Source organism: Streptomyces polyasparticus (assembly GCF_014493765.1).
Lineage (GTDB): Bacteria > Actinomycetota > Actinomycetes > Streptomycetales > Streptomycetaceae > Streptomyces > Streptomyces polyasparticus.
In genome coordinates, this window is record NZ_JACTVJ010000111.1 from 1 (window position 1) to 1,104 (window position 1,104).

A 1,104-nucleotide genomic window follows, 5' to 3' on the forward strand; every position below is an offset into this window, starting at 1 on the left:
TAAGAGCTCAATTGAATAATAAAACAAGAGTGGAAAGAATCCTTATATGTATAAATATTCTTTCCACTCTTGTTTTATTATTCAATTGAGCTCTTATCGATTTTTCACTTTTTTGCAACATGCTCCAACAAGTCAACCACTCTACTGGAATACCCATATTCGTTATCATACCAAGCGATCAACTTGACAAATGTCGGAGACAACAATATACCAGCTTTTTGGTCAAAAATCGTGGAGTATGTAGAACCAAGGAAATCGGACGAAACTACAGAATCTTCAGTGTAGCCCACGATACCCTTCAAAGGACCTTCGGCCGCCGCTCTGACAGCAGCTGAGATTTCTTCGTAGGTGGTAGACAGCTTCAATTTCACAGTCAAGTCTACCACAGAAACATCAGAAGTTGGCACACGTAACGACATTCCAGTAATTTTTCCATTCAACTCAGGAAGCACCTTTCCCACAGCCTTAGCAGCACCTGTGGAAAGTGGAATAATGTTTCCAGAAGCAGTTCTTCCCTCTCTCCAATTCTTGTGTGAGGGTCCATCTACAGTCTTCTGGCTTGCGGTAAATGAGTGAACGGTAGTCATCAAGCCTTCTTGGATTCCAAATTTGTCGTTGATGATTTTGACCAAAGGTGCCAATCCGTTGGTTGTACACGAGGCATTGGAAACAATGTCAATGTCCAGAGTATACTTTTCCTCATTGACCCCTACTACAAACATAGGAGCGTCCGAAGATGGAGCGGTAATCACAACTTTCTTGGCACCGGAATCAATGTGTTTCTGAGCACCAGCCTTGGTCGTGAAAACTCCAGTAGACTCTATGACGTAGTCTACGCCTGTTTTTCCCCAGGGAATTGAACTTGGGTCCTTTTCACCAAAAACCCTGATGGAATGGCCATTGACAATGAGAAATTCACCATCACTTTTCACCTCACCTTTGTATTGGCGGTGGGTGGAGTCATACTTGAACATATAAGCAGCATAGTCAGCAGCAATAAAAGGATCATTGATTGCTACCACATTGATGTCTGGTCTCTCAAGAGCAATTCTCAATACTAAGCGGCCGATACGACCAAATCCATTTATACCAACACTAATGGCC

Annotated in this window: 1 protein-coding gene; it reads right to left on the reverse strand. The window is 42.7% G+C overall.

Annotation, left to right across the window (positions count from 1 at the left end; all coding sequences use genetic code 11):
• Positions 1 to 104: 104 nt before the first annotated feature.
• Positions 105 to 1,100, reverse strand: a complete 996-nt coding sequence (gap, locus tag H9Y04_RS49090; RefSeq protein ID WP_187820154.1) for a type I glyceraldehyde-3-phosphate dehydrogenase — start codon at positions 1,098 to 1,100, stop codon at positions 105 to 107.
• Positions 1,101 to 1,104 lie beyond the last annotated feature (4 nt).